21 protein-coding genes are annotated in these 23,336 nt (G+C 73.0%); 14 read left to right on the top strand and 7 right to left on the bottom strand.

Translation table 11 applies throughout. The features are described 5' to 3' along the window. Positions 1-118: 118 nt before the first annotated feature. Together ACZ4Z2_RS22770 and ACZ4Z2_RS22775 are read left to right on the top strand one after the other, a co-directional pair. Positions 119-649: a GNAT family N-acetyltransferase gene (locus ACZ4Z2_RS22770; protein WP_468078468.1), complete on the top strand. Its 531-nt coding sequence runs from the start codon at positions 119-121 to the stop codon at positions 647-649. Between the two features lie 29 nt (positions 650-678). Then, positions 679-1,299 carry an L-threonylcarbamoyladenylate synthase gene (locus ACZ4Z2_RS22775; RefSeq protein WP_468078469.1) on the top strand — a complete coding sequence of 207 codons (621 nt, stop codon included), beginning with the start codon at positions 679-681 and terminating at the stop codon, positions 1,297-1,299. A 33-nt stretch (positions 1,300-1,332) separates the two neighbouring features. Here the strand turns inward: ACZ4Z2_RS22775 and ACZ4Z2_RS22780 are convergent, their stop codons facing one another. Both ACZ4Z2_RS22780 and ACZ4Z2_RS22785 read right to left on the bottom strand, forming a co-directional pair. Beyond that, positions 1,333-2,397: a DUF6745 domain-containing protein gene (locus tag ACZ4Z2_RS22780; protein ID WP_468078470.1), complete on the bottom strand. Its 1,065-nt coding sequence runs from the start codon at positions 2,395-2,397 to the stop codon at positions 1,333-1,335. A 65-nt stretch (positions 2,398-2,462) separates the two neighbouring features. Beyond that, positions 2,463-2,789 (bottom strand): hypothetical protein, encoded by a 327-nt coding sequence (locus tag ACZ4Z2_RS22785; protein WP_468078471.1) that lies wholly within the window; start codon positions 2,787-2,789, stop codon positions 2,463-2,465. A 266-nt stretch (positions 2,790-3,055) separates the two neighbouring features. Between ACZ4Z2_RS22785 and ACZ4Z2_RS22790 the strand changes: the two genes are divergently transcribed. The 5 genes from ACZ4Z2_RS22790 to ACZ4Z2_RS22810 are packed head-to-tail and all read left to right on the top strand — an operon-like array spanning position 3,056 to position 8,312. After that, positions 3,056-4,024 carry an STM4015 family protein gene (locus ACZ4Z2_RS22790; protein ID WP_468078472.1) on the top strand — a complete coding sequence of 323 codons (969 nt, stop codon included), beginning with the start codon at positions 3,056-3,058 and terminating at the stop codon, positions 4,022-4,024. Positions 4,025-4,071: 47 nt separating this feature from the next. Further along, positions 4,072-5,238 (top strand): STM4014 family protein, encoded by a 1,167-nt coding sequence (locus ACZ4Z2_RS22795; protein ID WP_468078473.1) that lies wholly within the window; start codon positions 4,072-4,074, stop codon positions 5,236-5,238. A gap of 52 nt (positions 5,239-5,290) precedes the next feature. Beyond that, positions 5,291-6,097, top strand: coding sequence for an STM4013/SEN3800 family hydrolase (locus ACZ4Z2_RS22800; RefSeq protein WP_468078494.1), 807 nt, complete (start codon positions 5,291-5,293; stop codon positions 6,095-6,097). Beyond that, on the top strand, positions 6,094-7,440 hold the full coding sequence (locus tag ACZ4Z2_RS22805; protein WP_468078474.1) for an STM4012 family radical SAM protein: 1,347 nt from the start codon (positions 6,094-6,096) through the stop codon (positions 7,438-7,440). The genes ACZ4Z2_RS22800 and ACZ4Z2_RS22805 overlap by 4 nt, the downstream gene beginning before the upstream one ends. 8 nt (positions 7,441-7,448) lie before the next feature. Next, positions 7,449-8,312 carry an STM4011 family radical SAM protein gene (locus tag ACZ4Z2_RS22810; RefSeq protein WP_468078475.1) on the top strand — a complete coding sequence of 288 codons (864 nt, stop codon included), beginning with the start codon at positions 7,449-7,451 and terminating at the stop codon, positions 8,310-8,312. Positions 8,313-8,322: 10 nt separating this feature from the next. On the opposite strand, the gene ACZ4Z2_RS22815 is transcribed toward ACZ4Z2_RS22810, so the two are convergent. Further along, a complete protein-coding gene (locus ACZ4Z2_RS22815) occupies positions 8,323-8,847 on the bottom strand; it encodes a hypothetical protein (protein ID WP_468078476.1) in 525 nt (174 codons plus the stop codon). Between the two features lie 341 nt (positions 8,848-9,188). Between ACZ4Z2_RS22815 and ACZ4Z2_RS22820 the strand changes: the two genes are divergently transcribed. Further along, positions 9,189-11,105, top strand: a complete 1,917-nt coding sequence (locus tag ACZ4Z2_RS22820) for an AMP-dependent synthetase/ligase (RefSeq protein ID WP_468078477.1) — start codon at positions 9,189-9,191, stop codon at positions 11,103-11,105. 161 nt (positions 11,106-11,266) lie between these two features. Further along, positions 11,267-12,514 (top strand): DUF4032 domain-containing protein, encoded by a 1,248-nt coding sequence (locus ACZ4Z2_RS22825; RefSeq protein WP_468078478.1) that lies wholly within the window; start codon positions 11,267-11,269, stop codon positions 12,512-12,514. Positions 12,515-12,517: 3 nt separating this feature from the next. On the opposite strand, the gene ACZ4Z2_RS22830 is transcribed toward ACZ4Z2_RS22825, so the two are convergent. Beyond that, positions 12,518-13,405: a universal stress protein gene (locus ACZ4Z2_RS22830; RefSeq protein ID WP_468078479.1), complete on the bottom strand. Its 888-nt coding sequence runs from the start codon at positions 13,403-13,405 to the stop codon at positions 12,518-12,520. A 58-nt stretch (positions 13,406-13,463) separates the two neighbouring features. Here ACZ4Z2_RS22830 and ACZ4Z2_RS22835 point away from each other — a divergent pair, with 58 nt between their 5' ends. The 4 genes from ACZ4Z2_RS22835 to ACZ4Z2_RS22850 all read left to right on the top strand — a co-directional run bounded on the left by ACZ4Z2_RS22835 (position 13,464) and on the right by ACZ4Z2_RS22850 (position 17,472). Next, positions 13,464-13,817: a VOC family protein gene (locus ACZ4Z2_RS22835; protein ID WP_468078480.1), complete on the top strand. Its 354-nt coding sequence runs from the start codon at positions 13,464-13,466 to the stop codon at positions 13,815-13,817. Positions 13,818-13,911: 94 nt separating this feature from the next. Then, positions 13,912-15,588: an NAD(P)/FAD-dependent oxidoreductase gene (locus tag ACZ4Z2_RS22840; RefSeq protein ID WP_468078481.1), complete on the top strand. Its 1,677-nt coding sequence runs from the start codon at positions 13,912-13,914 to the stop codon at positions 15,586-15,588. A gap of 28 nt (positions 15,589-15,616) precedes the next feature. Beyond that, a complete protein-coding gene (locus tag ACZ4Z2_RS22845) occupies positions 15,617-17,125 on the top strand; it encodes an ATP-binding protein (RefSeq protein ID WP_468078482.1) in 1,509 nt (502 codons plus the stop codon). Continuing rightward, positions 17,122-17,472 (top strand): UBP-type zinc finger domain-containing protein, encoded by a 351-nt coding sequence (locus ACZ4Z2_RS22850; protein WP_468078483.1) that lies wholly within the window; start codon positions 17,122-17,124, stop codon positions 17,470-17,472. Before ACZ4Z2_RS22845 ends, ACZ4Z2_RS22850 begins: the two co-directional genes overlap by 4 nt. Positions 17,473-17,506: 34 nt before the next feature. Here ACZ4Z2_RS22850 and ACZ4Z2_RS22855 read toward each other — a convergent pair whose 3' ends face one another. Then, positions 17,507-18,064, bottom strand: coding sequence for a hypothetical protein (locus ACZ4Z2_RS22855; protein WP_468078484.1), 558 nt, complete (start codon positions 18,062-18,064; stop codon positions 17,507-17,509). 180 nt (positions 18,065-18,244) lie between these two features. On the opposite strand from ACZ4Z2_RS22855, the gene ACZ4Z2_RS22860 reads away from it, so the two are divergent. Next, positions 18,245-19,219, top strand: coding sequence for a pyridoxal-phosphate dependent enzyme (locus ACZ4Z2_RS22860; RefSeq protein ID WP_468078495.1), 975 nt, complete (start codon positions 18,245-18,247; stop codon positions 19,217-19,219). A gap of 87 nt (positions 19,220-19,306) precedes the next feature. On the opposite strand, the gene ACZ4Z2_RS22865 is transcribed toward ACZ4Z2_RS22860, so the two are convergent. Together ACZ4Z2_RS22865 and ACZ4Z2_RS22870 are read right to left on the bottom strand one after the other, a co-directional pair. Beyond that, positions 19,307-22,519 (bottom strand): amidohydrolase family protein, encoded by a 3,213-nt coding sequence (locus ACZ4Z2_RS22865; protein ID WP_468078485.1) that lies wholly within the window; start codon positions 22,517-22,519, stop codon positions 19,307-19,309. 65 nt (positions 22,520-22,584) lie between these two features. After that, the gene (locus tag ACZ4Z2_RS22870) at positions 22,585-23,088 is read right to left on the bottom strand and encodes a DUF6328 family protein (RefSeq protein WP_468078486.1); all 504 of its coding nucleotides are present in this window, start codon (positions 23,086-23,088) and stop codon (positions 22,585-22,587) included. Positions 23,089-23,336: the final 248 nt, after the last annotated feature.

Here is a 23,336-nt window from a genome sequence, read left to right on the forward strand (position 1 = left end):
CTGCGGATGTTCCGTGGCCGGTCGCGCAGTTCCCCGCGCCCCCCCGAAAAGGGCGGTCGGCGGCCCTCGTGAAAACGGGTGCGCGGCGGTGAAGTCCGAGTGTCTAAGCTTCTGCGGTGTGGACGACTTGACTGACGAACTGCTGATACGGCCGGGTGGCCTCGCCGACGCGCCGGCCGTGCTGGATCTGCTCGACGGGGCCGTGGCCTGGATGAACGCCCGGGGCAACACCGAGCAGTGGGGCACCATTCCGTACTCGCGACGGCCCGACGGGCCGGAGCGGATCGAGCGGTACATGACGGAGAACGCCCCGCACATCGCGGAGCTGGACGGCACTCTCGTCGGCGCGATGGTCCTCGACTCGGGGCCAAGCCCGCACATGCCGATCGCGCCGGCCGACGAGCCCGAGGTGTACGTCCGGCTGCTGGTCTCCGACCGGCGCCGAGCCGGCCGGGGCATCGGGGCCGCCCTGCTCGCCCACGCCGTCGAGGAGACCCGGCGGGCCGGTGTGGAACTGCTGCGTGTCGACTGCTGGGCGGGCGGCGGGGGTGAACTGGTCGCGTTCTACGAGCGCAACGGCTTCACGCCCACCGAGCCGTTCCTGTGGGACACCTGGCCGGGACAGGTCCTGGCCCGGCGGGTCCGCTGACGGGCCCCGCGGAGGCATAAGCTCGGCAGATGGCCAAGTACATCGACGTGCACCCCGACAACCCCCAGCCGCGCGCCATCGGTCAGGTGGCCGAGACCATCCGTCAGGGCGGGCTCATCGTCTATCCGACGGACTCGTGTTTCGCGCTGGGCTGCCAGTTGGGCAGCCGTGACGGCATCGAGCGGATCCGTACGATCCGCCGCCTCGACGACCGCCACCACTTCACCCTCGTCTGCCAGAACTTCGCGCAGCTCGGCCAGTTCGTACACGTCGACAACGACGTGTTCCGCGCCGTGAAGGCGTCGACGCCCGGCAGCTACACGTTCATCCTCCCCGCCACCCGGGAGGTGCCGCGCAAGCTGCTCCACCCGAAGAAGCGAACCGTCGGTGTGCGCATCCCCGACCACCGGGTGGCCCAGGCCCTGCTCGCGGAGCTGGGTGAGCCGCTGGTCTCCAGCACCCTGCTGCTCCCCGACGAGGAGGAGCCGCTGACGCAGGGCTGGGAGATCAAGGAGCGGCTCGACCACCAGGTCGACGCCGTGGTGGACTCCGGGGACTGCGGAACCGAGCCGACCACCGTGATCGACTTCTCCAGCGGCGAGGCGGAGATCGTCCGCAAGGGAGCGGGCGACATTTCACGGTTCGAGTGACCGGGGGCGGCCGGCCGGAGCCGCACGGCACGCTCAGGTCTGGCGCAGCGGCTCGTACTCCTCCTCGGTGAGCCCGAACGTCCAGGCCACTCCCTCGCGGGCCGTGCGGGTCGTGGGCGGCACCCGGAGCCAGTAGGTGCGGCTCGTGCCGTCGGGCTCCGGGGTGGAGTTGACGACCTCCACCATCACCACGTCCTCGTCGCCGGGCAGTTCCACGCGCCAGAGCACGCCCGTCCCGTCGCGGTGCACCGGCTTCGCCCCGGACTCCTCCAGGTAGCGGTCGTAGCCGTAGTGCTCCAGCATGACGCGGCGCAGCTCGGCGTTCTCCTCGTCGCGGATCCGCTCGGGCGTCAAGGCGGCCAGGGAGTCGAGGAACTCGCCCGGCACGGGCAGGCCGCGCCAGGCGTGCAGGGCGAAGCCGTCGGAGTAGGCGAGCGCGGGACCGTCGCCCCGGTCCAGTCGGCCCGCCTCGTCCCGGTGCAGCTCGGTGGGACGCTCGGCGACGACCGCGACCTTCTCGTACGGCCACCACCAGCCCGCCGTACGGGCGACCTCGGCGAGCCCGTCGAGGCGGTCGAGGCCGTCGGCCGGGGCCGCTCCGGTCGGGTCGTCGAAGGCGCGGAGCCAGGCCGCGTCGTGCTGTCCGAGGACCGCGTCCAGCAGGAGGAGGCGAAGACGGCTCTCCTCCTTGCGGCCGCCCTCCGACGGGGACGGGGCCAGCGCCTCGACGACGCCGGTGCGGACGCGGTCCACCAGCGGGAGGGTGGTCTCCCACAGGTCCGCGCCGGTCGCCCGCCAGTGGTCGCTCCAGCCCGCCGGGCCCAGCCGGGTGTGCAGCAGGTCGCGCGCTGCGGCGATCGGGCGGTTGCGGACGGCGTCCCGGACGCTCGGCCCGGTGCCGGTCAGCGCCTCGCCGTTCTCGGCCGGTGCGCCCGACAGCAGGCGCACCGCCTCCAGCGGCGAGCGGGCCCACACGATCCGCTCGGGCTCCGGCAGCCCGGCCCGCCGGTAGGCGAGCCGTACGCCCGCCTCGGCCCGTGCCCTGTCGCCGGCCCCCGTGCCCGCCGCCACCGCACGCCAATTCGTCCGCTCCGTCACGCCGTTCCTCCTGGATGTCACGTCAGATCCCGATGTCCTGTGCCCTGCCCCTGCGCCGCCGCGGTTCAGTCGGCGACGATCCGCACCGAGCCCGGCACGTACTCGCGCTGGCGGACGACCCGGTACCAGCCCTTCGGCAGGGAGATGGGGGCGTGCTCCTCGTGGACGACCCGGGCGCCCTCCGGGACGTGCAGCAGCATCGGTCCGAAGGCGTTCGTCTCGCGGATCAGGCGGCCGGGGCCGACGACGGCGTGGGCGTGCCCGGTGACCTCGCCGAGGGCGAGAACGAGCCGGCCCCGTCCGTCGCGCGGTTCCGACGCGGCGTCACGCGCCGTGTCGGGCACGGCCGTCTCCGCCAGCGGCACGATGAGGACGTCTCCTTGCCGGTACATGGGTCTCCCTCCCGTCGGGGCACTCGCTGTGCTCCGGATGGAAGGGACCGTAGAGGCAGGCACTGACAATCGCCCCGGACGCGGCCTGCGTCAGCCCCTGTTCACGGTCCTGGTCCACAAGGAGAGGGGTCCGCTGTCCGCGTTGTCAGAGGGGCTTGGTAGAACTCCCCTACCGACGGCGCCGTGCGCGCCCCGGGGAGCAACGGGGGGATCCGCGCACGGGCCCGGATCCTGCCCACCGACATGGAACGAAGGGGCGGGCACACATGACCATCGGAAGCCACTTGCGGGAGTTCCACGACCTGCCCGTCGTCCAGTTCCCCGACTCGGTGAAGGGACCCGAGGGCACCGGTCAACTGCCCGCTCCGGGCGAGGTGGCCTGGTCCGTCGCCGTGGACACGTACGACAGCGAAGAGGCGTGGGAGGACGCGTTCGCGCGGTTCCTGTCCGCGATCGACACCACCAGGGTGCGGGCGCTGGTCGTGGGCGCGTGGAGCGAGGCGTACGACAGCGGGCCCGAGCAGGTGATCGAGGCCCTGGTCGCGGCGAAGGACCGGCTGCCCGCGCTGCGCGCGCTGTTCCTCGGCGACATCGTGATGGAGGAGTGCGAGATCTCCTGGATCAACCAGGGTGACGTCGGCCCGCTGCTCGAAGCCTTCACGGAGCTGGAGGAGTTCGGTGTGCGCGGCGGTCAGGGCCTCGTCTTCCCGGCGCTGCGCCATGAGCGGCTGCGGAAGCTGACCGTCGAGACCGGCGGCATGCCCGCGGAGGCGGTGCGCGGTGTGGCGGCGAGTGATCTGCCGGCCCTCGTCCACCTCGACCTGTGGCTCGGCACCTCCGAGTACGGCGGTGACTCCGAGGTGGCCGACCTGGCACCCATCCTGGCGGGCACCCGGCTGCCCGCCCTCAAGCACCTGGCGCTGCGCAACAGCGAGATACAGGACGACATCTGCGGGGCGCTGGCCGCCGCCCCGGTGGTGGCCCGCCTCGACGTCCTCGACGTGTCGATGGGCGTGCTCACCGACGACGGCGCGACCGCGCTGCTCACCGGGCAGCCGCTGACCCACCTCACCACGCTGGACCTGCACCACAACTACCTCAGCTCAGCGATACGCGACCGCCTGCGCGACTCCCTGGAGGCCGAGGGCGTCCAGGTCGACGTCGACCCGGACGACGCGGACTCCGACGAGGACGACGACGGCACGGTCTGGCGCTTCGTCGCGGTGGGCGAGTAACGGAGCGGGGCACGGGGTTTCGGGGGATCGAAGTGAGGGGGGCCGGTGTGTCCGGTCGGTGGGGTGCGGGCGCGGGCCCGTTCAGGTGGGCGGTCGTCGGCAACGGCGAGAACCGCCGGGTCGCGCTGTTCGTCCAGGCGGCCGAGGCCGCGGGCGTGGGGACGCCGCGGATCGTCGAGTGGCGGGACGTCCTGCGCGACGGCGGCCACGCGTTCGCCGACGACGAGATCGTGCGGCTGGACTCGCCGGGTGAGAACGCCGAGGTGGACCGGCTGCTGCGGGGCGTCGACGATCCGACGCGCGTGGAGGGCTCGGCCACCTGGTACGGACGCTTCCTCGACGCCGTCGGGTCGTTGCGGGGCGGGCTGCGGCTGGACGATCCGGCGGAGCTGGCGGTGCTGTTCGACAAGCGGCTGTGCCACGCCCGGCTGGACTCGGCGGGTGTCCCGGTGCCGCCTTCGCCCACCTCGGGGGGTTCCAGGGCGGTGCGCGGCTGGGACGACGTACGGGCGGTGATGCGGGAGCACGGCATGCCGCGTGTCTTCGTGAAGCCGGCGCACGGCTCGTCGGCGTCCGGTGTACTGGCCGTCGAGTCGTCGGCGAGCGGCCGGATCAGGGCGACCACCTCCGTAGAGGTGGCGGCGGACGGCCGGCTGCGCGCCCCGCTCCGGCTGCACAACTCGCTGCGGGTGCGCCGGTACACCGACGAACGCGACATCGCGGGGATCGTCGACGCGCTCGCACCCGACGGGCTGCACATCGAGCGGTGGCTGCCGAAGGCGTCCGCGCAGGGCAGGTCCGCCGATCTGCGCGTGCTGGTCGTGGCGGGCCGGGCCACCCACGCCGTGGTCCGCACCAGCCGCTTCCCCATGACCAATCTCCACCTCGGCGGCGCGCGGGGCGATCTGACGTCGGTCGTCGACGCGGCGGGCGACCGCTGGCGCCAGGCCCTCGACATCTGCGAGCGGGCGGCCGCCTGCTTCCCGGGCACCCTGAGCGTCGGCGTGGATCTGCTCCCGGCCATCGGCTGGCGCCGCTTCGCCGTCGGCGAGGTCAACGCCTTCGGCGATCTGCTGCCCCGGCTGACCGGCCTGCCGGGCGGCCCGGCGGAGGGCCTGGACACCTACACGGCGCAGATCGCGGCCGTACGGGACCGGACGCCGTCGGCGCTCACGCACCACCCCCAGGCGAGGAAAGACCATGCACCCTTCTGAAACGGCCCTGCCCACCCGGCTGCCCGCAGCCGACGCCGAGCCGGCGCCCGACATGAACGAGGTGGTGGGCCGGGACGACCTGCTGCTGGTCACCCTCGACACCCTGCGGTACGACGTGGCGGTGGAGCTCGCCGCCGCCGGCCGGCTGCCGAACCTGACCGCCCGTCTGCCCGGCGGCGTCTGGGAGAAGCGGCACGCGCCCGGCAGCTTCACCTACGCCTCGCACCAGGCGATGTTCGCGGGCTTCCTGCCGACCCCGGCGGCTCCGGGACCGCACCCCCGCCTGTTCGCGAGCCGGTTCGCCGGGAGTGAGACGACCGCCGGCCATACCTTCGTGTTCGACGGCCCCGACCTGGTGTCGGCGCTCGCCGAGCGCGGCTACCGCACGGTGTGCGTCGGCGGTGTCGGGTTCTTCAACAAGCAGGGGGCGCTCGGCAGCGTCCTGCCAAACCTGTTCCAGGAGAGCCACTGGGAGCCGGAGTTCTCCGTCGCCTCCCCGACGTCCTTCGAGGCCCAGGTGACCCGCGCCGAGGAGGTGGTGGCGGGACTGCCGCCGGAGCAGCGGCTGTTCCTGTTCCTGAACGTCTCGGCACTGCACCAGCCGAACTGGTTCCACCTGCCGGGCGCCACCCGCGAGGCGGGCGACAGCCTGGCCACGCACGCGGCGGCCCTGGAGTACGTCGACCGGCACATCGGACGGCTGTTCGCCGCCATGAGTGCGCGGCGCCGCTGCTTCGCCGTCGTCTGCTCCGACCACGGGACGACGTACGGCGACGACGGTTACACCGGGCACCGGCTGGGCCACGAGGCCGTGTGGACCGTCCCGTACAGCCACTTCTTCCTGGAGCCGTCCGCATGACCGCGACCGTGACCGCGCCCCCCGTTCGCCCGTACCAGCACTACGTGTACGCCTATCCGCACAAGACGGCCTACCGGAGGCTCCCGGACCGGCCGCTCCTTTCCGACCTGTGGGCGGGCGAGCCGAAGGCGGCCCTGTCGCTGTACGCGCACATACCGTTCTGCGAGGTGCGCTGCGGCTTCTGCAACCTGTTCACGCGGATCGGCGCCCCGGACGGGCTGACCGGGCGCTACCTCGACGCTCTGGAGCGGCAGGCGATCACTGTCCGGGAGGCGCTCGGCGACACGGAGCCGGTACGGTTCGCGAACGCCGCGTTCGGCGGTGGTACCCCGACCTTCCTGGAGGCCGCCGAGCTGGAGCGGCTCTGCGACATCGCCGAGCGGCACATGGGCGCGGACCTGCGGGCCGTCCCGCTGTCGGTGGAGGCGTCCCCCGCCACGGCGACGGCCGACCGGCTGTCCGTGCTGGCCGCACGGGGCACGACACGGCTGAGCCTCGGGGTGCAGAGCTTCGTCGAGGAGGAGGCGCGCGCGGCCGTACGACCGCAGCGGCGTGCCGATGTGGAGGCGGCGCTGTCCCGCGTCCGCGACACCGGCATCCCCGTCCTCAACATCGACCTGATCTACGGCATCGACGGGCAGACGGCGGCCAGTTGGCGGCTCTCCCTGGACTCGGCCCTCGCCTGGCGGCCCGAGGAGATCTATCTGTACCCGCTGTACGTACGGCCGCTGACGGGTCTGGGCCGGCACGCCGACCCCGCGATCGCGGACCGCGACTGGGACGAGGCCCGGCTGCGCCGCTACCGGGAGGGCCGCGACCATCTGCTCGCCCAGGGGTACGAGCAGGTCTCCATGCGGATGTTCCGCCGCGCGGACGCGCCGCCGCAGGGCCCGGACGACTACGCCTGCCAGACCGACGGCATGATCGGCCTGGGCTGCGGTGCCCGTTCGTACACGTCGAGGCTGCACTACTCCTTCGACTACGCGGTGGCCATGCGGGAGATCCGGGGGATCATCGACGACTACACCGCCACGGAGGACTTCGGGCGGGCCGTGCACGGCCGCGAGGTCGACGAGGACGAGGCGCGGCGGCGTCATCTGCTGCAGTCGCTGCTCCAGGCGCAGGGGTTGCCGGTGGCCGACTACCGGCGGCGGTTCGGCTCCGATCCGCACGACGACTTCCCGGTGGAGCTGGAGCGGCTGGCCGCGCGCGGCTGGCTCGTCGAAACGGGCGGGGACATGCTGAAGCTGTCCGACGAGGGGCTGGCGCACTCGGACGCCATCGGTCCCGACTTCTTCTCCCCCGCCGTTCGGGCCGCGATGGCCGACTACGAGCTGAAGTGACGGCCGCCATGGACCTGACCCTCCTGTACCGGGGCCCGCTCGCCTCGTGCGACTACGACTGCCCCTACTGCCCGTTCGCCAAGCGCCGCGACACGACCGAGCAGTTGCGGGCCGACCGCGCGGCGCTGGACCGGTTCACCGGCTGGGCGCGCGCGCAGACCGGCGACCGGCTCTCGCTGCTCTTCACCCCGTGGGGGGAGGGACTGACGCGGTCCTGGTACCGGCGGGCACTGGTCGAGCTGTCCCACGAGCCGCACATCGACCGGGTGGCGATCCAGACGAACCTCAGCTGCCGCACGGAGTGGCTGGCTCAGGCCGACCGGGACACCGTGGCGCTGTGGTGCACGTACCACCCGGGTCAGACACCGTACGAGCGCTTCCTCGGCAAGACCCGGCGGCTCACCGCGATGGGGGTCCGCTTCAGTGTGGGGATCGTGGGGCTGCCGGACCATCTGGCGGAGGCCCGCAGGCTGCGCGCGGAGCTGCCGGCGGAGGTGTACCTGTGGGTGAACGCCGCCGAAGGCCGCACCTACACCGACGAGGAGGCGGCGCTCTGGACCGACGTGGACCCGTTGTTCCCGTTCAGCCGCCATCCGCACCGGTCGGGGGGCCGCGCGTGCCGTACCGGTTCGACGGTGGTGTCGGTCGACGGTGACGGGACCGTCAGACGGTGCCACTTCGTCCGGGACGAGCTCGGCAACCTGTACGACGGCTCCTACCGTGCGGCCCTCGCGCCCCGCCTCTGCCCGCTGGCCGTGTGCGACTGCCACATCGGCTACGTCCATCTGGAGACGCTGCCGCTGTACGACGTGTTCGCGGGCGGCGTCCTCGAACGGATACCGACCCCCGAGGCCCGCCTCGGCACGCGGTAGCGCAGCAGGGTCAGCCCGCGCCCCGCTCCGCCTCCTCGTGGAGGAACGCGCTGATCTGCCCGGCGAGGCTGTCCCGGACGGTGCCGGAGGCCGGGTCGAGGAGGTCCTCGTCGACGCCGATGCCGCCGGACCACAGATAGCGCTCGGTCCACTCCTCGTCGGCCCGGAGCTGGACCTGGATGTCGAGCTGGAGGAGCTGCGCCTCGGGGGCGGCGGCGTACAGGACGGCCGTGGCACGGCGCAGCGGGTAGAGGTCGAAGCCCTCGATGAACGTGGAGTTTCGCCAGTCCAGGAAGGCGCTCTCGCCGTCGGGGCCGGTGCGGATGTCGAGCTGCCCGTCCTCCAGGTGGAGGCCGACGTGGCCGGTGCCGCGGTTCTCCACGGTCACCCGGAACCGGAAGTACGTCAGGCCCTCGGCGGCGTCGTCGCCGCCCCGCGGCGGTTCGGCGCGTTCCAGGCCGTGGACGCGCACGCGCAGGCCGGCCAGGTCGCCGTCGTACTCCTGCCAGTCCCCGATCACGTTGGGCTCGCGCACCGTCCACCTCTCCACGCCGGCGGGACGACTCCCGCGCTCGCGCGCACCACAGTGCCACACCCGCGGGGGATGCCGGATGAGGCCATCACCGCCGGTCAGACGTGATCAAGCCGTGTGCAGCGACGATTCCCGCCGAGGGGTCCGGGCGGGGGTCCCCCACGTGCCGTACATCACGTCCGCCGCCCGTTGTGCGGAGGTGCGCGGGCGCCGCGCCCGTTCCGTCACATGGCGACGACTTCTCCATTCCGTGCGCGTGTGTCGGCGCCGTACGCTACGTTCGATCACCGCCGTCGCCGCACCGTCGGCGGGATCGCGCGCAGGGAAGGTCTGGGGAGCAGCGCATGAGCACGTTCGGCCTTGCTCCGTCGGCGGCCCCGGTCATGGCCGGGGGGCTCGCCGACTCACTGTTCGAGACGGCGCAACGCGATCCCGCGCTGCCGCAGATCGCGCGCCGCGACCCCGCCGCACCGGGCACCTGGACGCCGCTCGGCTCGGCGGAGGTGCGGGACGAGGTGGTGAGCCTGGCCAAGGGGCTGGTCGCCGCCGGGATCCGGCCGGGCAACCGGGTGGCCGTGATGGCGCGGACCCGTTACGAGTGGACGGTGCTCGGTGTCGCGCTGTGGTCGGTGGGCGCGGAGATCGTGCCGATCTATCCGACGTCGTCGCGTGACCAGGTGGAGTGGATCCTGCGGGACGCGGCCTGTGTGGGCGTGGTCGTGGAGGACGAGCAGGGCGTGATGACCGTCGGCTCGGTGTGCGCCGAGCTGCCGCTGCTGCGCCATGTGTGGCAACTGGACGCCGACGCGCTGCCGCAGCTGGTGGACGCCGGCCGGGACGTGCCGGACGCGACGGTGGACTCGTTGCGCCGCCTCGTGATGCCCGACTCGACGGCGGTGATCGCCTACACCTCCGGCACGACCGGTCACCCCAAGGGCTGCGCGTTGTCCCACCGGAGTCTCGCGAGCCCCTGCGACGTGCTGCTCGCCGGGTGGCGGCACACCGCGGCGGCGCCCGGGGAGCAGCCGGCGATCCTCGCGTTCCTGCCGTTCTCCCATGTCTACGGCCTGATGATCCAGGGGATGTGCCTGCGGGGCGGGATGCTGCTCGGCCATGAGCCGGAGCTGAGCGAGGGGGCGCTGTCGGCGGCGCTGCTGTCGTTCCGGCCCACGTTCCTGTACGGCGTGCCCTACGTCTTCGAGAAGATCTACAAGAACTTCCTGCGCAAGGCCCAGCAGGCGGGCCGGGGCGCCGTGTTCGAGCGCGCGGTGCGCACCGCGCAGGACTACGCGCTCGCCGCCGAGCGGCAGCGCCTCGCGTCGGGGCCGGGTCCCGGCATGGATCTGAGGCTCCAGCACGCGTTCTACGACAAGACGGTGTACCGCAAGTTGCGTGCCGCGCTCGGCGGCCGGGTGCGCGGCGGCTGTTCCGGCGGCTCTCCCCTCAACCGTGATCTCGCGCTGTTCTACGCCGGTATCGGGATCCTCGTGCACGACGGGTACGGCCTGACGGAGACCGCCGGGGGCATCACCGCGCAGCCCGTGGGCCGGGAGAAGTTCGGCACCGTCGGCCGGCCGCTGCCGGGCACCGAGATCCGAGTGGCGCGGGACGGGGAGATCCTGGTCAACGGACCGTCGGTGTTCCAGGGGTACGTCAACGACGAGGCCGGCACCCGGGCCGCTCTCCAGGACGGCTGGCTGTCCACCGGGGACATCGGGCGGCTGGACTCCGAGGGCTATCTGTCGATCACCGGGCGGAAGAAGGACATCGTCATCACCAGCGGCGGCAAGGGCGTGGCCCCGGCGCCGCTGGAGGAGCAGCTGCGGATGCACCCGCTGATCCACCAGGCGGTGGTCGTGGGCGACAACCGGCCCTGCGTGGGCGCGCTGATCACGCTCGACCCGGAGTTCCTCGCGCACTGGCGGGGCGCGCTGGGCCCCGCGAACGAACTGATGGGCCCGGAGGCCCGGGAGGAGAACGCGCTGCGGCAGGAGGTGCTGCGGGCGATCGCCGCCGCGAACAGCACGGTGTCGCGCTCGGAGTCCATCCGGGTCTTCCGTATCCTCCCCGAGCCGTTCGACCTCGCCAACGGCATGTTGACGCCGTCGATGAAGCTGCGCCGCGACGCGATCGTGCAGCGGTACGCGGCGGAGATCGAGGCGATGTACGCGACCTCGGCGCGGGCCGCCCGCCGCTCGGTGGCGGAGGACCTGCCCGGCTGGGACGACGCCGACGACGTCTTCCGCCGCCCCCGCCGGTGACGAGGGGGCCGTCTGCCGCGTCCGCCCGTGCCGCCGGTGTACGTCTCTGCTTCACTCTCTGTTGACGAAACGGTCCCTCAGATGCGGAGATGCTCCGGCGGGGGCGGTACTCCGCCCGACCGCGCGCACCCGTACGACCGTGAGACGAAGGCAGAGGACCCATGGCACTGCAGATCAGCGCCACCAATCCGGAACACCCCGCGCTGCTCCTCGAACTGCCCTGGCACCTGCCCCTGGAGGAGTGGCCCGAGCACCACCTGGTACCGCTCCCCCGCGGTATCTCCCGGCACGTCGTGCGCTACGCCCGGGCCGGCGACGAGGTGATCGCCGTCAAGGAACTCGCCGAGCGGCCCGCGCTGCGCGAGTACCAGCTGCTGCGGGACCTGGACCGGCTCGGCATCCCCGCCGTGGACGCCCTCGGCGTGGTCACCGGCCGCACCGACGACGCCGGCGATCCGCTGGAGCCGGTGCTGATCACCCGGCACCTCGGGGGTTCGATGCCGTACCGCTCGATGTTCGAGACGACCATGCGTCCGGCGACGATGCACCGGCTGATGGACGCGCTGGCCGTGCTGCTGGTGCGGCTGCACCTGACCGGGTTCGCGTGGGGCGACTGCTCGCTGTCCAACACCCTGTTCCGGCGGGACGCGGGCGCGTACGCCGCGTATCTGGTGGACGCCGAGACCGGCGATCTGCACCCGCAGCTGAGTACCGGGCAGCGGGAGTACGACCTCGACCTGGCCCGGGTGAACATCAGCGGGGAGCTGCTGGACCTGGAGGCGTCCGGGGCGCTGCACCCGTCGGTCGACCCGATCGACTTCGGCAACGAGATCTGCTCCCGCTACCGCAGGCTGTGGCAGGAGCTGACGCGCACCTCGGTGTACCCGGCCGGGAAGTACCACTACATCGAGCGCCGGATCCGCCGGCTGAACGACCTGGGCTTCGACGTGGCCGAGATGCAGATCGAGCACTCCTCCAACGGCGACACGGTCACCTTCGTGCCGAAGGTGGTGGACGCGGGTCACCACCAGCGGCAGCTGCTGCGGCTGACGGGCCTGGACACCGAGGAGAACCAGGCCCGCCGGCTGCTGACCGACCTGGAGAGCTGGATGGCCACCCAGGACGACTACGCCCCCGGTGATCCCCTCGGCGCCCGCCCCGAGGTGCTGGCCCACCGCTGGGTCCGCGAGGTGTTCCGTCCGACCGTGCGGGCCGTGCCGCCGGAGCTGCGCGGCTCGATGGACCCGGCGGAGATCTACCACCAGTTGCTGGAGCACCGCTGGTATCTGTCGGAGCGGGCGCAGCACGACATCGGGCTGGACATCGCCGTGAAGGACTACATCGACAACGTCCTGCCGAAGGCCCGCGCGGTGCTGCCGCCGCCGGTGGACGACGTCACGCCGATGTGAGGCTCACCCCTGGGCGCTCGTCCCGTGCGGGACCACCGCCACCGGGCACGGGGCGTGGTGGAGGACGCCGTGGGCCACCGAGCCGATGCGGGCGCCGACGGCCGTGCGGCGGGCCCGGCGGCCCACGACCATCAGCTGGGCGTGCCCGGCGACGGAGAGCAGCACCTGACCGGCGCTGCCGATCTCGACGTGTTCGGTGACCGGTACGCCGGGGAAGCGCTCGCGCCACGGCTGGAGCGCGGCGGCCAGCGCCTTCTTCTCGTACGGTTCGAGGCCGCCCGCCTCGTCGAGCAGCTTCAGCGAGCCGGGGCTGTACGCGTACAGCGGCGGCAGCGTCCAGGCGCGGACGACGCGCAGGGTGGCGCCCCGGGCCGCCGCGGTCTCGAACGCGAACCGCAGGGTGGCGGCGCTGTCCTCGGGTGAGCCGTGCTGGCCGACGACGACCTCGCGTCCGGCGGCCTCCGCGGAGGGCTCGTCGCCCGCGCGGACGAACACGACGGGACGCGGAGAGTCGACGAGGACCTGCTGTCCGACGGAGCCGAGGAGGAAGCCGACCACCGCCCCGTGGCCGCGCGAGCCGAGCACCAGGGACTCGGCGTGCTCCGCCGCGGCGGTCAGGGACTCCACCGGCGGCCCCTCGACCAGGTCCGTCGAGACCTCCAGGCCCGGGTGCCGCCCGGTGACGCCGCGGACGGCCTCGGCGAGCGCGTCCCGCGCCCATCCGGCCTGTCCGTCCCGGTCCACGGTGATCGCCTCGTGCGGCTGCCACTGCCAGGCGTGCACCACCCGCAGCGGTACGTCCCGGCGTACGGCCTCCCGGCCGGCCCACGCCAGTGCGGCGAGGCTCTCGGGCGTACCGTCCACTGCGGCGGTGATCGGGCGCGTCGACATCGGCCACCTTTCTTCGTCTCATCAGGCTGACGGGCCCAGTCTTCACTACCCTCGCGGCATGGACCTGAACTGGGAGCAGGTAGTGGTGGACGCCGCCGACCCGGTGGCCCTCGGGCGCTGGTGGGCCGAGGCGCTCGGGTGGGTGGTCGTGAACGACTCGCCCGAGGAGTACGAGATCCGTCCGGAGCCCGACCGCCTGCCGGGGCTGCTGTTCACCCCGGTCCGGGAGGCCAAGACCGTGAAGAACCGGCTGCACCTCGACTTCCGCCCCGTGGACCAGGCGGCGGAGGTGTCCCGGCTCCTCGCCCTCGGCGCCCGGCACGCGGACGTCGGGCAGGGCGACGAGACCTGGGTCGTGCTCATGGACCCCGAGGGCAACGAGTTCTGCGTGCTCTCGGGACGCACGACCTGAGGGGCGGTCGGCGAGCCGGGGCCGCGCCCACGAAACCGAGCGAATCCGAACATCCGAACATACGATGAGTGGATTGGTTCGGGGTGGGAGGCATATGACTCAGACGGTCGGCCCGGCGCGCAACGTGATCCTCACCGTGGATGACGATCCGGGGGTGTCTCGTGCGGTGGCCCGGGATCTGCGACGGCGCTACGGCGAGTCGTACCGCATCGTGCGGGCCGAGTCCGGCGAGGCGGCCCTGGAGGCACTGCGGGAGCTGAAGCTGCGCGGGGACCAGGTGGCGGTCGTCCTGGCCGACTACCGGATGCCGCAGATGAACGGCATCGAGTTCCTGGAACAGGCCCTGGACGTGTATCCGGGGGCGCGCCGGGTGCTGCTCACCGCGTACGCCGACACCAGCGCGGCCATCGACGCGATCAATGTGATCGACCTCGACCACTATCTGCTCAAGCCGTGGGACCCGCCGGAGGAGAAGCTCTATCCGGTCCTGGACGATCTGCTGCAGGCGTGGCGGGCGGCCGACCGGACCCGTGTCGGCACGACGAAGGTGGTCGGGCACCGCTGGTCGGCGCGGTCCTCGGGCGTCCGGGAGTTCCTGGCCCGCAACCAGGTGCCGTACCGCTGGTTCTCGTCCGACGAGCCGGAGGGGCGACGGCTGCTCGCCGCGGCCGGCGCGGACGGGCGACGGCTGCCGCTCGTGGTCACCCCCGACGGTACGCCGCTGGTGGCGCCGGAGGACCAGGAGCTGGCGGAGCGGGTCGGGCTGGCGACGACACCCGCCGAGGAGTTCTACGACCTGGTCGTCATCGGCGGCGGCCCCGCCGGGCTGGGCGCGGCCGTGTACGGGGCGTCGGAAGGGCTGCGGACCCTGCTCGTCGAGCGGTCGGCGACCGGGGGCCAGGCGGGGCAGAGTTCACGCATCGAGAACTACCTCGGGTTCCCCGACGGGGTGTCGGGCGCCCAGCTCACGGACCGGGCCCGGCGGCAGGCCGCCAAGTTCGGCGCGGAGATCCTCACCGCCCGCGAGGTCAGCGGTCTGGAGGTGAACGGGGCGGCGCGCACGATCCGGTTCTCGGACGGCTCCGTGGTCGCCGCGCACAGCGTGATCCTGGCGACCGGTGTGTCGTACCGGCAGCTCGACGCGCCGGGCTGCTCCGACCTCAACGGCTGCGGGGTGTTCTACGGCTCGGCCCTCACCGAGGCCGCCGCCTGCCAGGGGCACGACGTGTACATCGTGGGCGGCGCGAACTCGGCGGGGCAGGCCGCGATGTACCTGTCCCGCGGCGCCAAGTCGGTGACGCTCCTCGTCCGCGGAGAGTCGCTGACGGCGTCCATGTCGCACTACCTGATCCAGCAGCTCGCTCAGACCCCCAACATCTTCGTGCGCACCGGCACGGTCGTGGAGGCCGCGCACGGCGCCAACCAGCTGGAGCGGCTCACGCTCAGGGACCTCGCGAGCGGGCACGAGGAACTGGTGGACGCGCAGTGGATGTTCGTGTTCATCGGCGCCGAGCCGCTGACGGACTGGCTGGACGGCACGGTCCTGCGCGACGAGCGCGGCTTCATCCTGGCCGGGCCCGACATGACCGCGGACGGGAGTCCGCCACCCGGATGGGAGCTGGACCGGCCGCCGTACCACCTGGAGACCAATGTGCCCGGCGTGTTCGTCGCCGGGGACGCCCGGTACGAGTCCGCGAAGCGGGTCGCGTCCGCCGTGGGAGAGGGAGCGATGGCCGTCATGCTCGTGCACCGTTATCTGGAGCAGTCATGAGCACCGCCCGGGCGCCTGGGGTGCCGTCGTGAGCGGGCAGCCGCTGGCCTGTGACCGGGCGGAGCTCGGCACCCTGTTCCTGTTCGAGAAGCTGTCGCCCGAGCAGTTGGACCGGCTGTGCCGCGAAGGCCGGGTCGAGCGGTTCGAACCCGGCTGGGTCTACCGCGAGGGCGAGCCCGCGACCTGCTTCTTCGTGCTCCTGGAGGGCACGCTGGTGATGTCGCGGCAGGTCGGCGACGACGACGTGGAACTCAACCGCACCTCGCAGCGCGGGGTGTACGCGGGCGCGTTCCAGGCGTATCTGGGCGACCAGGCCGACCAGGCCCGCTACAAGGGGTCGATGCGGGTCATCGAGCCGTCGCGGTTCTTCATCCTGCCCTCCGCCTCGTTCGCGGAGATCATGCGCGAGTGGTTCCCCATGGCCGTGCATCTGCTGGAGGGGCTGTTCTTCGGCGGTCAGAACACCCAGCGCACCATCGGTCAGCGGGAGCGGCTGCTGGCGCTCGGGTCGCTGTCGGCGGGACTCACCCATGAGCTGAACAACCCGGCCGCGGCGGCCGTCCGGGCCACCTCCGCGCTGCGGGAGCGGGTGGCCGCGATGCGGCACAAGCTTGGCGCCATCGCCTCGGGGCCGTTCCGGCGCGAGACCCTGGAGTCGCTGGTCGAGCTGCAGGAGCGGACCGCCGAGCAGGTCGCCAAGGCGACTGCGCTCAGCCCCCTGGAGGCGGCCGACCGGGAGGACGAGCTGACGGACTGGCTCGACGACCACGGCATCGCGGGCGGCTGGCAGCTCGCCCCGAACTTCGTGCAGGCCGGGCTCGACACCACGTGGCTGGACCGGGTCGCGACGGCCGTGGACGAGCACACCCTCGAAGGGGCGGTGCGCTGGCTCAACTACACGGTCGAGACCGAGCTGCTGATGAACGAGATCGAGGACTCCACGACCCGGATCAGCCGGCTCGTCGACGCGGCGAAGCAGTACTCGCAGCTGGACCGGGCCCCGTACCAGAACGCCGATGTGCACGAACTGCTCGACAGCACGCTGCTGATGCTGTCGGGGAAGATCGGGGAGCGCATCCGGGTGGTGAAGGAGTACGACCGCGCACTGCCGAGGATCCCCGCCTACCCGGGCGAGCTGAACCAGGTGTGGACGAACCTCATCGACAACGCGGTCGCGGCGATCAACGACACCGGCGGCGAGGGCACGCTGACGGTACGCACGGCCCGCGACGAGCGCGACCAGCTGCTCGTCGAGTTCCGGGACACGGGACCGGGCATCCCGGCCGCCATCCGCGGCCGGATCTTCGACCCGTTCTTCACCACCAAGCCCGTCGGTCAGGGCACCGGGCTGGGCCTCGACATCTCCTGGCGGATCGTCGTCAACAAGCACCACGGGCACATCGACGTCCACTCGGAACCCGGTGACACCCGCTTCCAGGTGTTCCTGCCGCTGACGGCGCCCGCGCCGGACCTCGACCTCACCCTCGCCCCCGAGACCGACGCGCCCGGATCCGACGCGCCCGAGGAGACGTCATGAGCCTGCCTGCCGGGATCGATCCCGCCGTACCGCCGAGCGGGGACGGCTGCGTGGAGTGCGACGCCGCCGGCGGCTGGTGGTTCCACCTGCGGCGCTGCGCCCAGTGCGGGCACATCGGCTGCTGCGACTCCTCCCCCGCCAAGCACGCCACCGCGCACGCCTCGGCCGCCGGGCACCCCTTCGTCCAGAGCTACGAGCCCGGCGAGACATGGTTCTGGAACTACGAGACGTCCGAGATGTACGAGTCGGGCCCCGACCTGGCACCACCCCACAGCCACCCGGCGGACCAGCCGGCACCGGGGCCCGCGGGCCGCGTGCCGTCGGACTGGGCGCGGCACCTGGGGTGAGCCGAGCGGGCGCCGGGCGGCTCGGACGCGCGCCTCATCGGCGGCCGCGGGGACTGGTGGCGGCGAGCCGGGCGGCCCACTCCCGTTCGGCCACGACGAGGCCGCGTTCCAGCGTCTCGACGAGCGCCGTGCGGCTCACCGACACCACCGTCGGGTCGCACCGGGCCTCGACGCCACGAGCCTCGCCGCCGTCCCGTACCCGGCAGGCCAGGTGCACCTGGTCTCCGTCAGGGAACGCGAACGCCGTCACCTGGTCCGTGCACTCGCCCCACTCCAGGAACTCCCACCGTGCGAGGCGCTCCCCCGCCTCCGTATCCGCCCCGGAGCGGGTCACGGTACCGGCGTCGCCGTACAGCCACTCCTCGGCGATGCGGAAGGACTCCGCGGGCGAGGTGAAGCCCGTCGGCGGCGCGGTCGGCGCGCGAAAGCGGCTCAGCTCGTCCCTCAACTTCTTGACCAGCAGGGGCGGGTAGAACGCGTTGTCCCACGTGTTCACATGGAGCCCGCCCACGAAGACATCGACGCACACCAGCCCCGGGTCCCGCTCGACGGGGAACTCCAGACCGAATCCGGTCCGCGTCCCGAACAACACGGCGGCCTCCCCCCGGGCCCTGGTGCGAAGCCCGTACCGGGCCCACCCTACTGATCCGCGATCGGCCCACGGCCCGGCCGCCCGACCTCGCTTGACCTCGGTGCCATCCTGGATCAAGGTCGGGGGCAGTATGTCGGCCCGGCCGGGGGCGGACACGCATCGTGGAACGGGGTGGGTGAGTTGATCGGGATCTCCGAGATCCGGGCGGCGGCCGAGCGGATAGCGGATCATGTCGTGCGGACACCGACGGTACCGAGCCCGGGGCTCGGCGAGCTCCTCGGCGTACCGGTGACCGCCAAGCTGGAGCTGCTCCAGCGCACCGGCTCCTTCAAGGCCCGCGGCGCCACCGCGAAGCTGCTGTCGCTGACCGAGGCGGAGCGGGCCGCCGGCGTGATCGCGGTGAGCGGCGGCAACCACGGCATCGCCCTGGCCCACATGGCTGCGGCCCTGCACATCAAGGCGACCGTGGTGATGTCCCGGACGGCGCCCAGGCGGTCCACGGACCTCGTCGAGGCGTCCGGCGCGTCGCTGCGGCTCACCGACGGCATGGCGGAGGCGTTCGCGCTCACGGAGCGGATGCGGGCGGAGGGCCTCACCCTCGTCCATCCGTTCGACGACGAAGTGGTGATCGCCGGTCAGGGCACCGTCGGCCTGGAGTTCGCCGAGGACACCGGGGCCCTGGGAGACGCCGGGCGGGTGACGGACGTGCTCGTCAGCATCGGCGGCGGTGGTCTGATCTCCGGTGTCGCCGCCGCGTTCAGGGCGCTGCGCCCGGAGGTCCGCGTCTGGGGCGTGGAGACCGGGGGTGCCACCTGTATGAGCGAGGCCCTGGCGGCGGGCGGGCCCGTCACCGTCGATCTCTCCTCGGTCGTCACCACGCTCAGCGCGCCCTCCGCCTCCCGTCTCACGTACGACCATGTGTCCGCGCTCGTGGAGGACGTCCTCGTCGTGCCGGACGCCGAGGCGGTCCGCGGTGTCCTCGACCTCGCCGAGCACGCCAAGGTGTGGGCGGAACCCGCCGCCGGCTGTCTGTTGCCGGCCGCCCGGCAGGTCGTGGACCGGGTCGGCGAGGGGGCCCGCATCGGCCTGGTCGTGTGCGGGGGCAACACGACCCCGGCGGACATCGACGCATGGTCACGACGCTTCGGGTTGTGACGCCCGCGGCACTGGTGCGGGTCACCTGGCCTGCCGGGCAGGGCGCTTGACCACACCGTCCGTCCGGGCGCCCGGCACCGTGGTCGTTCAGTGGGCGTCGCAGCATCCGTCCCTGCGCATCAGCCGGCCCACCTCCAGCCAGTGCGCCTCGCTCTCGGCGGCCCTCGCCCGGCGTGCGGTCGGCCGGTACGCGGCCACCAGGTCCTCGGTGGTGTGGTGGGTGCCGCCCCGCAGGACCGCCACCGTCCGCACGAGGCTGGCGAAGTCGGTGAAGGGGTCGCCGTCGACGACGGTCAGATCGGCGAGTCTGCCCGGCTCGACGGTGCCGAGGTGGTCGTCGAGACCGAACAGCCGGGCCGGCATGACGGTCGCCGTGCGCAGGGTCTCGGCGGGGCTCAGACCTCCCTCGTGCAGGGCGCGCAGGGCGAGGTGGAGGAAGAGACCGACGGGGCCGAGCGGCTGGTCGGTACCGAGGGCCACCAGACCGCCGGCCGCGAGGATCCGCCGGTAGACGTCGGTCTCGGTGCGCAGCGCGGCGAGCTGGGCGGGCGTCGGCGGGGTGCCCGCGGACTGCCGTACGAAGACGGCGTCCCAGGGGGGCATCACGACGGTGACCCGCGGATCGTCGGCGAGGGAGGGGTCCGCGCCGAGCAGCGGGGCCGCGGTGAAGGGTGTGGCGATGAGGGAGAAGCCGACGCCCTGGGCGCTGTAGATCTCCTCCACGTCCTGGTGGGCGCGGCCGGTGGTGGTGATGGCGTGCCCGAACTCGGCGCGCTGGGTGGCCTGGAGGTGGGTGGTCAGATCCTGGCCGAGCTGGACGCCGGGTGACAGCAGATGGCTTCCCGTGCGCACGCCGAGCCGTTCGTGGGCGAAGCGGGCCGCCTCGCTCATCACCCAGGCGGGCGCCCGGACGTAGGTCTTGACGAAGTCCCAGTCGAGGGCGGCGCCCCGTTCCAGGGAGCGCCTGAGGCCCGGCCTCGTCCGGTGGGCGCGTCCCATGCTGTAGGCGACGCGCGCGCCGTCGAGGAGTTCACCGGTGGTGAGCAGCCGGGGTCCCGCGAGCCGTCCGGCGGCGACCTCCTCGCGGATGCGGACCTGTTCGTAGGCGAAGCCGCCGAGGGAGACGGCGGTGGTCACGCCGTAGGTGAGTTGCCCGGCGGCCTGGCGGCTGCCGTAGGTGCTGTGCCAGGGGTGGGTGTGGGTGTCCCACAGGCCGGGGAGCACGGTGTGGGTGGAGGCGTCGACCCGGTGGAGGGCGGCCCGGCGGCCGGCCCGGTGAGGTTCGACGGCGGTGACACGGCCGCCGCGGACGACGATGTCGACGTCCTCCCGGACGGTGTCGCCGGTGCCGTCCCAGAGCCGCCCGGCGTGGACGACCGTGTCGGCGGGCGTGGTCCGGTGGCGGTCGAGGGGCACGCGGACGGTGCGGGCGTGGCCGTCGGCGATGTCGAGGAGACGCAGACGGGCGCCGGAGAGATGGAGGAGGGTCCTGGAGTCGCCGGACCAGGTGGGGTGGTCGGCGGGTTCGGTGGTGAGGGTGCGCGGTTCACCGCGCGGGGTGCCGTCGGGTGCGACGGGCAGCAGGCACAGCGCGGACTCGACGATCACGGCCATCCAGCGGCCGTCGGGCGACCAGACGGGCCCGGAGTCGTAGCGGTCGGCGATGGAGGTGTGCGGGGCGACGGCGTGCAGCCGGTCGGCGCCGGTCGTGGTGTCGACGACGCGGATGAGGTTGTAACCCTCCCGGAAGCGGGCGCCGAGACGGTTGCGGTCGCACAGGGCGAGGTACCTCCCGTCGGGCGACCATGACGGCCTGCCGGGCAGTCCGCCCCCGCCGAGGGGGGTGGCCAGGACGCGTTCCCCGCCGCTCGCGAGGTCGCGGACGACGAGGCGCCCGGTCAGGTCGAGGCAGGCCAGCCGCCGGCCGTCGGGCGAGAGGGCGGGCATGACACGGCCGCCGGTGGCGAGGGCGGTCTCCTCGCCGGTGGCGAGGTCGTGGCGGTACACGCCGAGCAGGCCGTCGCGGTCGTCGGCGTAGACGAGGGACCGTCCGTCGGGTGCCCAGGAGGGCGCGAGCAGGTAGCGGGTCGGCGGGGACGTCCGCAGCCGCTTCGGGGGGCGGCCGCCGGATGTCCCGGCCAGCCAGAGCGCGTTGAGGGCGGCGAACGCGACGCTCCGCCCGTCGGGCGACAGGGCGGGCAGGTGGATGCCGCGCACGGGCCGGACCCGGGCCTCCCCGAGGTCGTACTCCTTGACGCGGTAGCGCGGCCGGTCGACCGGGAGCACCCCCTCGAAGGGGATGGTGTCGGGCCTGTCGGGGTGGTCGGGGCGCAGCAGGGTGAACTGTCCGTCCAGGGTGATCAGCAGGGCCCCGTCGGGTGTCCAGCGCGGCGGCACGGGTGCGATGTCGCCGGTGACGCGGACCGGCGCGCCGTCGACGACGAGGGTGCACGAACCGTTGGGTGAGGCGGTGGTGCGCAGGTAGGCGAGGCGGCGGCCGTCGGGGGCGAGGGCGGGCGTCATGACCTGCGCGGCCTCGATCTCGGTGTGTTCGACGGTGACCGGTCCGCTGCCGTCGGCGGCGACGGCTGCGATGGTCCGGGACTCGACGCCGGTGCCGGTGCCGGTGGCGGAGGTGACGACCTTGGCGCGGACGAACAGCAGTCGGGTGCCGTCGGGTGACCAGGTGGGGTCGAAGTCCTCCCAGGCGCCGTCCTGGAGGGGGCCGTCCTGGCCGGAGAGACCGGTGACGCGGGTGATGTCGCCGGTGGCGAGGTCGAGGACGTGGACCCGGTAGGGGCTGCCCGTGACGGGGTCGCCACCGCGTTCGGAGCCGAAGGCGAGCCGGGTGCCGTCGGGCGACCAGGCCGGGCCCCGGTCGTCCCAGGGGCCGTGGGTGCGCTGTCGCAGGCCGGAGCCGTCGGGGCGCATGGTCCACAGGTGGAAGCCGCCGCCCCGGTAGGCGCAGAAGGCGACAAGGGAGCCGTCCGGGGAACAGGTGGGCCGGTTGGGTTCCAGTCCCGCCGGGGTGAGGGGGACCGCCTTGCCGCCGCCCCGGGGCAGGGACCACAGCCCACTCTGGATTTCGGCGATCAGGGGGCCGCCGCCGGGTGCGAGGGTGGCCGAGCCGTTGGTGGCCCGGGTGAAGGTGAGGGCGGGGCCGGCGGCGGTGGCGGCGCGTTCTCGGGCGGCGGCGGGGGTCGGTGTGGCCGCGGCGCCGAGGACAGCTGCGGCGCCCGTGGCGGCGAGGAGTTGACGGCGGGTCAGGGGCGGGGCGGGACTGCTGTGGTCAGGGTCCATGGCAGGTCACGCTGGCGCACCACCTGCCTCAGCGGCAACACCACCATTCGCGCCAGTCGTGGACGTCACCCGCCGGCGTGACGGTGGCGGATCCAGGCCGGCAGCGCGAACCAGCAGAGCAGGTACCAGACGAGTACGCACGCCACCAGCCAGGGCACATAGCCGTCGTCGGTGGCCACCCGCAGGATCAGCAGCAGTGCGGCGGTCATCGTGGCGAGCAGCAGGATCAGGCCGACCACGGTCAGCCGGGCCGCCCAGAGCACGGCCGCCGGTTTGATGCGCCGGCCGGCGACGATCCGGTGGAAGGAGACGGGGCCGATGAGGGCGCCGGTGGCGGCGGCGCCGAGGACGACCGTCACGATGTAGATGGTCTGCTCGGTCTGCGCGAGCTGGGTGTAGCGCGGGGTGAACACGACGGTGAGCAGGAAGCCGAAGAGGATCTGCACCCCGGTCTGGGCGACCCGCACCTCCTGGATGAGTTCGCCCCAGCGCCGGTCGGCACGCTCGTCCGCCGTCTCGTCACGGCCTCGCTCCGGGGTGGCGTATCCGTTGTCGGTCCCCTCGGGCACGGCGTCCTCCAGGCTCGGTCGGTGTCCCCCCTTTCCTGGATGGCGCGCTGCCCGGCACGGCCAAGCCGAAGCATGCACCACTTCACTCGCACGAGTGAATCCATTGCGCCGATCGGTCAGGTGTGCCCATGATCCGCCTAGGCCCTGTCGTCGCATTCCCGCCGTCGCCCGGAGGGCGGCCCCGCGGCGTCAGGTGCGTGCTCTCGGCGTGCCGGGCCCTGACCCGTGTACTGGACGTACTCGGGTCG

Source organism: Streptomyces sp. NPDC030183 (genome assembly GCF_055573455.1).

Bases quoted from the DNA above. Each gene is read 5' to 3' on its own strand.
- ACZ4Z2_RS22830 (WP_468078479.1), bottom strand. From the start codon at position 13,405: ATGTCGACGCGCCCGATCACCGCCGCAGTGGACGGTACGCCCGAGAGC.
- ACZ4Z2_RS22805 (WP_468078474.1), top strand. From the start codon at position 6,094: ATGACCGCGACCGTGACCGCGCCCCCCGTTCGCCCGTACCAGCACTAC.
- ACZ4Z2_RS22820 (WP_468078477.1), top strand. From the start codon at position 9,189: ATGAGCACGTTCGGCCTTGCTCCGTCGGCGGCCCCGGTCATGGCCGGG.
- ACZ4Z2_RS22825 (WP_468078478.1), top strand. From the start codon at position 11,267: ATGGCACTGCAGATCAGCGCCACCAATCCGGAACACCCCGCGCTGCTC.
- ACZ4Z2_RS22810 (WP_468078475.1), top strand. From the start codon at position 7,449: ATGGACCTGACCCTCCTGTACCGGGGCCCGCTCGCCTCGTGCGACTAC.
- ACZ4Z2_RS22840 (WP_468078481.1), top strand. From the start codon at position 13,912: ATGACTCAGACGGTCGGCCCGGCGCGCAACGTGATCCTCACCGTGGAT.
- ACZ4Z2_RS22835 (WP_468078480.1), top strand. From the start codon at position 13,464: ATGGACCTGAACTGGGAGCAGGTAGTGGTGGACGCCGCCGACCCGGTG.
- ACZ4Z2_RS22775 (WP_468078469.1), top strand. From the start codon at position 679: ATGGCCAAGTACATCGACGTGCACCCCGACAACCCCCAGCCGCGCGCC.
- ACZ4Z2_RS22785 (WP_468078471.1), bottom strand. From the start codon at position 2,789: ATGTACCGGCAAGGAGACGTCCTCATCGTGCCGCTGGCGGAGACGGCC.
- ACZ4Z2_RS22865 (WP_468078485.1), bottom strand. From the start codon at position 22,519: ATGGACCCTGACCACAGCAGTCCCGCCCCGCCCCTGACCCGCCGTCAA.
- ACZ4Z2_RS22790 (WP_468078472.1), top strand. From the start codon at position 3,056: ATGACCATCGGAAGCCACTTGCGGGAGTTCCACGACCTGCCCGTCGTC.
- ACZ4Z2_RS22800 (WP_468078494.1), top strand. From the start codon at position 5,291: ATGAACGAGGTGGTGGGCCGGGACGACCTGCTGCTGGTCACCCTCGAC.
- ACZ4Z2_RS22850 (WP_468078483.1), top strand. From the start codon at position 17,122: ATGAGCCTGCCTGCCGGGATCGATCCCGCCGTACCGCCGAGCGGGGAC.